The sequence below is a fragment of the Enterobacter cloacae complex sp. 394F7 genome, assembly GCF_057320385.1.
The window spans coordinates 34,599-42,708 of the sequence record NZ_JBXWCS010000020.1; the positions used below are offsets into that span (position 1 = coordinate 34,599).

Here is an 8,110-nt window from a genome sequence, read left to right on the forward strand (position 1 = left end):
TTACCGGGCCTATAAAAACCTACCGCGTAATATTCCACCCGCGCGCCTTCCACAATTCCGGCAACTGCGCCAGATCGGTAAAGGTCGTCACATTTGGATGATCGATCGGCTTGTTGTGCGGGTCGGCACAGAAATAAAACACTTCCATTCCTGCATCAATGCCCGACTGCGCGCCCGCGGACGAGTCATCCACCAGAATACAGTTCTCTACGTTGACGTTCATCGCGTTTGCCGCATGGAACATCAGCGCAGGATCTGGCTTCCAGCGTTGAATATCGTAGCCGCTGAACAATTTTTCCGGGAAGTGGTGCAGCATCTCAAGCTTACCCAGCGAGTGCTGCATTTTGCTGACCGGTCCGTTAGACACCACGCAGATCGGTACCGTCATGGCATCCAGCAGCGCGTTTGCGCCAGCAATGACCTCCAGCTCAGAATCGAACAGGCGTGCGACCTCGGCGCGGTACACCGGTTCCAGATCCGTTTTTGCCAGATCCACACCGTGTTCGGCGTTAATGATGTCGATGATCTCGTACAGCTTCACACCCTTAAAGCGTTTGAACACCTCGTCGAGATCGAGCGTAATGCCAAATTCCTGGAACATGGCGACATACGCGCGGGAACAAATGACCTCACTGTCGACCAGCGTACCGTCGCAGTCGAAAAATACCGCTTCAATTCCGGACATGCCTTTCCCTTTTTACAAGTTTAACGTTTACGTACTGCAGTTCAACGAGACGCAATCGTTGCCGTATAAGCAAAATCAATGAAAAAAGTATCTCGTAACCGCCACTATTGTCGCATTTTGGTATAGGATAGCGACGAATTTTCCCTCCTTGTTCGGAAATTGATGATGAGTCAACAACACACAACCCAGACATCGGGTCAGGGTCTGCTTGAGCGCGTGTTTAAACTGCGTGAGCACGGCACAACGGCACGCACCGAAGTGATCGCCGGTTTCACCACCTTCCTGACGATGGTCTATATCGTTTTTGTTAACCCACAAATTCTGGGCGTTGCTGGCATGGATACCAGCGCCGTCTTCGTGACCACCTGCCTGATCGCTGCACTTGGCAGCATTCTGATGGGCGTGTTTGCTAACCTGCCGGTCGCACTGGCCCCGGCGATGGGACTTAACGCATTCTTTGCGTTCGTGGTGGTTCAGGCGATGGGGCTGCCGTGGCAAGTCGGCATGGGCGCTATCTTCTGGGGCGCGGTAGGTCTGCTGCTGCTGACTATTTTCCGCGTGCGTTACTGGATGATTGCTAACATTCCTGTCAGCCTGCGCGTGGGTATCACCAGCGGTATCGGTCTGTTCATCGGTATGATGGGGCTGAAAAATGCCGGTGTTATCGTCGCTAACCCGGAGACGCTGGTCAGCATCGGTCATCTGACCTCCCATAACGTGCTGCTGGGCGTGCTGGGCTTCTTTATCATCGCGATCCTCGCTTCCCGCAATATTCATGCGGCGGTGCTGGTATCCATCGTAGTGACCACCCTGCTGGGCTGGATGCTGGGTGACGTTCACTATAACGGCATTGTCTCCGCACCACCGAGCGTCTCTACCGTTATTGGCCATGTTGATCTGGCGGGTTCCCTGAATCTGGGTCTGGCGGGGGTGATTTTCTCCTTTATGCTGGTGAACCTGTTTGACTCCTCCGGCACGCTGATTGGCGTGACCGACAAAGCGGGCCTGGCGGATGAGAAAGGTAAATTCCCGCGCATGAAGCAGGCGCTGTTTGTGGACAGCATCTCCTCTGTCAGCGGTGCTTTTATCGGGACCTCTTCTGTGACCGCTTACATTGAGTCTTCTTCCGGTGTCTCCGTAGGGGGCCGTACAGGTCTGACCGCGGTAGTGGTGGGTATTCTGTTCCTGCTGGTGATCTTCCTTTCTCCACTGGCTGGCATGGTTCCACCGTATGCGGCTGCCGGTGCGCTGATTTACGTGGGGGTACTGATGACCTCCAGCCTGTCGCGCGTGAAGTGGGATGATTTAACCGAAGCGGTACCGGCGTTTATTACCGCGGTAATGATGCCGTTCAGTTTCTCTATTACTGAAGGTATCGCCCTGGGCTTTATCTCTTACTGCGTGATGAAGATTGGCACTGGTCGTTTCCGCGACCTCAGCCCGTGCGTCATCATTGTGGCGCTGCTGTTTGTGCTGAAGATTGTGTTTATCGACGCGAAATAAACATGTTTGCACCCTCTCCCGTGGGAGAGGGCTGGGGTGAGGGCATCAGCCCGCACCTCACTTAAGCCTTCACCCTCTTGATATAATCCCCAAACGCCGTCAGCTGGCCAGAGAGATGGTCACGCGTGCTCTGATCCACCACTTCACCCGTCTGCGGGTCGACTTTATTCTGAATCACTCCACCCATAAATTCCGGCTTGTTCATGACCATTGCATCCAGGAATACCAGGATCTGGCGCAGATGATACTGGCAGCGCGCACCACCAATGGCACCCATTGAACTGGTCTGAATCAGCACCGGCTTACCGGAAAGCGGCTGCTCCGGCAGGCGGGATAGCCAGTCAATTGCGTTTTTCAGACCACCCGGAACCGAGTAGTTATACTCTGGCGTCACAATCACCACCCCGTCAGCCTGGCGAATCTGCTCAGCCAGCGCTTCGACGCTCTGCGGAAAGCCTTCTTCCTGCTGCACGTCCGCATCGTAAAGGGGAATGTCACCAATGGACGGCAGGGCGCTAATCTCCATACCCGCCGGAGCCAATTGTGGCAGCGTACGGGCAACCATTCCGTTAAATGAACCTTTGCGCAGGCTTCCCAGTAATGTAACGACTTTCAACGTTTCAGACATGATTACTCCTGTTTCATCATGATGACCCTGAACGGATCAGCTAAGGGTATATGCTTTTTCTGCCGGTAAACTGGTTAATCTCATCAGGCGTGCGGCGGGCTCGTTGGCACGTTCGGGCACATCCGGAAGGCTACTCCATCCCTGTTTACTGTCAAATTCCCAGATTTTCAGCCGTTCAATGGCAGGTGTCACTGCTACAGACCAGATCAGTACATCCTCAACATCGCTGAGCGCTTCTACCAGCGCGGCTTGCGTGGAGCGCAGGCGTCCGGAGCCCGGCAGGAGTTGCAGCTGACTGGCATCGTCTGACGCGCAGCCACAGAGCTTACGAATGCTCTGACGCAAGGTAATAAGCTGAGCCCGGGCTTCAGTGGGATCGTTCTGGTTGCGCACCCATAGCTGTTCATTGCTGGAGAGCGGGTAATCATCATGCGGGCTGGCGCCGTGAAAACCGCGTGTCGCGCGCTGAAGCTCCATATCCAGCCCGCAATCGCCTTCGGTGGTGAGTGCCACGCCAATAATATTGCCCGTATAGGCAATGGAGAAACGCGGCAGCTCCGGGTCGGCAAAGACCGGACGACCTTCAGGTTGGATGATGATGTCCGGCAGCTCACTGGTGCCGTACAGCATAAACAGCAGTTCAGCAAGAAGCGCCCGGGACGCCAAAAAACGCGACCGACGGTGCTCAGGAAGTTTGAGCGCTTCACTGTGACACGCTGAAGAAATTCTGGCCGATACGAGACGACCTTCTGTCAGTATCCCTCTTGCAAAGTGCGTAGCCATTTTTCGCTCCTTGATAATGGTCGTAGTCGGTTAAACGGTTACATCATTATCGCTTAACTCAACTCCTGTTTTAATCAGTAAATGATAGTAAGAAAAGGCTGAGGACCGAACTTTACATTTTCTTAGGCGAAAATTGGATCGCTGACACCCTATAACGCCTTGATGGTCTCGCGTAGCCAGAGGATTTTCGGATTATGGCTGTTCCGTTTATGCCAGATCTGCGTGAAGGGCTGGAGGACCATAAGTAAAAGGATGCAGAGCATGCTACAGCCAATCAGAATCCCGATCAGCATATTGAGCGCAAACGGCGTCAAGAACGAGACCGCCATACTGACCATCGTGGAATACTGCTCGCGATTAAAACCCATGGTTTCCATCAGCAGCACCAGGGAAACGGTTACATAGGTGAGGATCGCCGCCACGCACAGGGTAGCGTTCAATAACCGGCTAATAAAAAACGGTTCAGTAGCTTTCGGCCGGATGGCTCTCTTTGAGTACGGCAATCGACTGGACAAATACCAGCGCGCCCATGGCTGCCATGGTCCAGAACAGACTCTGCCACGGGAACTTCAGCATGATCAGATAACCCACGACCGGTGCCAGCACCGGAATGATGCAGGTGATGCCGTTAAGCATGGAGAGAACTTTGGCGCGATGCTGGGCACTTAAGGTATCGCACAGGATCGTGAAGGCCACCACGTAACAGCCGCCTGCCCCTATTCCTTGGATAAAGCGTCCCGTAAGGAACAGTGTGCTGTCCTGCACCACTGAACAGAGCAGGGAAGCCTGAGCAAAAATCACCGCGCCGGCGATGGCGACAAGCTGACGACCGGCCCTGTCTGAGATTTTTCCGGCAAACACCATCGAGGACGCCATCCCCGCCAGATAGGCCGAGAACGCGATATGCAGTTGCGCTTCGCTGGCCCCCAGATCATTGGCGATGTGTGGCAACCCAACCAGATACATATCAATGCCAGCAAGCAGAATAGGGGGTGAAAGGAAAGAGGCGAGTTGCCATTTGGACAATAGTGATTTCTTGGGGGGAAATCACCATTGTTAGCATAACAGCAAGGACTTTTTAAGCTTCAATAAGCCATAACTCTTAGGGTCATACTGACATCTATTAGTGGTCAGGATACGAATTTATTCTCGGGGCAAAGTGTCAGATACCTATGGTAGGCTGTGCTTGCTTCCTGATTCGCACTGTTTATCTGTACCATCTTTATTGATAACTGAGGCGTATTTTAATATATATTGGTCGGAAAGGTTTTTAGCTTTTTCTATGTCCTGTTCTGTTAATTTTTCCATTGTTTTTTTTCGAGAAGCATCAGCTTCTTTAAACCCATTGTAAAATGCTACTGAAAACCATGCATAAGATTTTACATAATCTCTTGGTAATTCATTTGTACCATCGAAATATAATATACCTAGGTTGTTTTGGGCTACCGAGTATCCTTGACAAGCAGAAGTTTTTAATAATTCTAATGCTTTTTTTCTATCTGTAGGGAGATTACCCATTCCTTTGGAATAAAATAGTGCAAGTGAATTTCTTGCACTCATTGATCCAAGATCTGCTGCTTTATTGTACCATATTGCAGCCTGGACATCATCTCTCGGCACTCCTAATCCATAATTATAAAGATGCCCTAAATTATACATAGCTATTGGATTGCGGGACTCCGCAGCAACCATAAACAATTTTCGTGCCTGATCATAATCTACGCCCCCCCCTTTACCTTCAATTAATAGAATACCTAAATTTACCTGTGCATCTATAAAACCTTGCTTTGCCGCTTTATAATAAAAATCTCTTGCAAGTTTAAGATCTCTAATCCCAGTCCAACCGTTTTCATAGAACAGCCCAATGTTAAATTGTGCTGGCGCATAATTTTGTTGTGCTGCCTTATTATACCAATAGAATGCCTTTGTGTAATCCTTAGTTGAGCCATTACCATAAATAAGCCCAAGATCTGTTTGTGCTCTAGCATCACCTTGTTCTGCTAGCTTTGTTAGATATTTAATGTCAGTATTTACAGTCATTTTTTTTAAATGGCTCTTTACATCATAAGATGTAAATCCAATTGCTAAAATTACCGTAAAAATAATTACCGGTATATTTTTCCTCATCTCACGCTCACTTTTTATTCATAACTGAAACTACTGCTTTTGTTTATAGGAAGAAAGAACATCAATAAGATAATCGGATACTTTATTTTGAAAATTAGAACTCCCTTCATTTATAAAACTTTTGCTACAACTCAAGGCTAAATTTTTTGGATCTCGTTCACCCTCCTTTATCATAGACTCAGCAACATCTTTAATACATGCAGAACCTTTTTCTGCAACACTAGCTGCCGCGAAACTCATACCACCTAAACCAACTACAGTTGAACCTATTGTGATTCCCAGAGTATATTCTGAAAGTGGGTTGTATACGTTATGCATGGTTTCTATATTATGTATAACACCTTCGGCTTCATTCGCTGGTAGATAATTTACTGCCGATCCAGCCTGCAGGCATACTTCTCTGAGTCCTCCATCTCCAAGAGAATCCCACCCCGCTAATCCAAGAGGGTCAATTTCGCTTATTGGATTGGACGTATATGTATAAAAATTCCACCCGCCCCGTAATCCAATCGGATCCTGCGTTATATACCGTCCCTGTTTCGGGTCGTAATACCGGTGACGGTTATAATACAGCCCCGTTTCTTCATCGTACTGCTGCCCCGGCAGGCGAATGAGCTGCGCAAGATTATGCGGGTTTGTCTCACGGAGCATATTACCCCACGCATCATATTCCTCTGACCATTCATTTTTTTCGTCATGACTGACAAACTCCATCCATAATTATAGCCGGGAGCAGGTTCATCTAATCTAAATCAGCCCTTTTAATCAGGGATATCGACATTCTGTTTGAGATTTGTAGGTGTCATCATCAATTGATGAGGAACGATATTTTTGACTATACTCTGCTGCCAATTTTTTTGCATCAATTAGCTCAGCACTACTCATTTTCTGGGTAAGTAAGTTAAGTGCATTTCCAGATTTTTCCGAGCCATTAATAAAAGCAACATAATTCCATGCATAGGCTTTTTTATAATCTACTGGCGCTTCACCATCATTTTCAGTATAAAATGAGGCAAGATTAATCTGTGCCGGAACATAACCCTGACATGCTGATGCTTCTATCAATGGTAAAACTTTATCCCGATCATCCGGCTGGAAACCTAATCCTCTGCCATAAAAAGCTCCCAATGAATTTCTTGCGCTCCTTGAACCGAGAGCAACTGCCTTCTTAAACCATTTCTCAGCTTGAGCATAATTTTTTTCAACGCCTAGACCGTATGCATAAATTTGCCCAAGATTATTCATTGCATTGGTATCATTTTTTTGTGCTGCCTTTAATAACCATTTTTTTGCCTCTAAGTAATTTTGTAGTTCACCTGTATTGGATAGGTATATTGTAGCAAGGTTCACTTGAGCTCTCGTCATACCTTGTTCCGCAGCTTTTGTATACCATTTTATAGCTTGCTGAGGATCTTTTAAAACACCCCAACCATTCTCATAATAAAGGCCAAGATTAAATTGCGCCTGTGCATATCCTTGTCGAGCTGCCTTATTATACCAATATATAGCTTTTGTATAGTTTTGAACCGTACCATTACCATTTCCATAAGCAAGCCCCAAGTCTGTTTGAGCCTCCATGTTTCCAGTCTCTGCTAATTTTGTGAGGTATGATATATTGGTCGTGACGCTATTTTTTTGTGTTTTGTATTTTAAATGAGAGATAGAGATAATAACAAAAAAAATAAAAGCCATTATTAATATGATTTTTTTCATGCTAACCCATAGTTCTTATAAATAAAATGTTGCCGTTGAGTTATGTGCTTAACTGCATTGGTTACTGTTTTTGTTCATAGGTTGAAAGAATGTCAACAAGATAATTGGTTGCCTTGCCATGAAAGCTAGAATTACCTTCATTTATAAAACCTTCTCCACATGTTAACGCTAGTTTTTTTGGATCCCTTTCTCCATCTTTTATTATAGACTCGGCCACATCTTTAATACATGCAGAACCCTTTTCTGCTACGGTCGCTACTCCGAAACCCATACCCGCGATACCTGAAACAGCTGAACCTACTGATATTCCAAGAACGTATTCAGATAGCGGGTTGTATACGTTATGCATGGTTTCCATATTATGCAAAACTCCTGCAGCTTCTTCAGTAGGAAGATAATTCATAGCCGAAGAAGCTTGCTGACAATATTTCCCCATTCCACTACCAAACGATTCAAATCCTTTTAATCCTAATGGATCTACCTGAGAGAGTGGATTTAATGGATATATATAAGCATTCCATCCGCCACGTAACCCTATCGGATCCTGCGTTATATACAGTCCCTGTTTCGGGTCGTAATACCGGTGACGGTTATAATACAGCCCCGTTTCTTCATCGTACTGCTGACCCGGCAGGCGGATGAGCTGCGCCAGATCATGCGGGTTTGTCTCA

General features: G+C 47.4%; 7 protein-coding genes and 3 pseudogenes. 1 reads left to right on the top strand and 9 read right to left on the bottom strand.

The genetic code is table 11. The features are described from left to right. Positions 1 to 19: 19 nt before the first annotated feature. Positions 20 to 685: a 6-phosphogluconate phosphatase gene (gene yieH, locus AC2FAK_RS21690; protein ID WP_058682138.1), complete on the bottom strand. Its 666-nt coding sequence runs from the start codon at positions 683 to 685 to the stop codon at positions 20 to 22. A 165-nt stretch (positions 686 to 850) separates the two neighbouring features. Between yieH and adeP the strand changes: the two genes are divergently transcribed. Next, positions 851 to 2,188 (top strand): adenine permease AdeP, encoded by a 1,338-nt coding sequence (gene adeP, locus AC2FAK_RS21695; protein ID WP_023621401.1) that lies wholly within the window; start codon positions 851 to 853, stop codon positions 2,186 to 2,188. Between the two features lie 61 nt (positions 2,189 to 2,249). Here the strand turns inward: adeP and AC2FAK_RS21700 are convergent, their stop codons facing one another. The 8 genes and pseudogenes from AC2FAK_RS21700 to AC2FAK_RS21735 all read right to left on the bottom strand — a co-directional run. Then, on the bottom strand, positions 2,250 to 2,816 hold the full coding sequence (locus AC2FAK_RS21700; protein WP_013099415.1) for an NADPH-dependent FMN reductase: 567 nt from the start codon (positions 2,814 to 2,816) through the stop codon (positions 2,250 to 2,252). 36 nt (positions 2,817 to 2,852) lie between these two features. Further along, the gene (locus AC2FAK_RS21705) at positions 2,853 to 3,599 is read right to left on the bottom strand and encodes a 4'-phosphopantetheinyl transferase family protein (RefSeq protein ID WP_013099416.1); all 747 of its coding nucleotides are present in this window, start codon (positions 3,597 to 3,599) and stop codon (positions 2,853 to 2,855) included. A gap of 149 nt (positions 3,600 to 3,748) precedes the next feature. Next, positions 3,749 to 3,829: pseudogene (locus tag AC2FAK_RS21710) on the bottom strand (hypothetical protein); the annotation flags it as partial. Positions 3,830 to 3,889: 60 nt separating this feature from the next. Further along, positions 3,890 to 4,625: pseudogene (locus AC2FAK_RS21715) on the bottom strand (MFS transporter); the annotation flags it as partial. Positions 4,626 to 4,769: 144 nt separating this feature from the next. Then, positions 4,770 to 5,726: a tetratricopeptide repeat protein gene (locus tag AC2FAK_RS21720; protein WP_095455733.1), complete on the bottom strand. Its 957-nt coding sequence runs from the start codon at positions 5,724 to 5,726 to the stop codon at positions 4,770 to 4,772. A 30-nt stretch (positions 5,727 to 5,756) separates the two neighbouring features. Further along, positions 5,757 to 6,407: pseudogene (locus AC2FAK_RS21725) on the bottom strand (RHS repeat-associated core domain-containing protein); the annotation flags it as partial. 84 nt (positions 6,408 to 6,491) lie between these two features. After that, on the bottom strand, positions 6,492 to 7,439 hold the full coding sequence (locus tag AC2FAK_RS21730) for a tetratricopeptide repeat protein (protein ID WP_095455735.1): 948 nt from the start codon (positions 7,437 to 7,439) through the stop codon (positions 6,492 to 6,494). 61 nt (positions 7,440 to 7,500) lie between these two features. After that, on the bottom strand, positions 7,501 to 8,110 hold a 610-nt coding region (locus AC2FAK_RS21735), incomplete at its 5' end, for an RHS repeat-associated core domain-containing protein (RefSeq protein ID WP_485453327.1).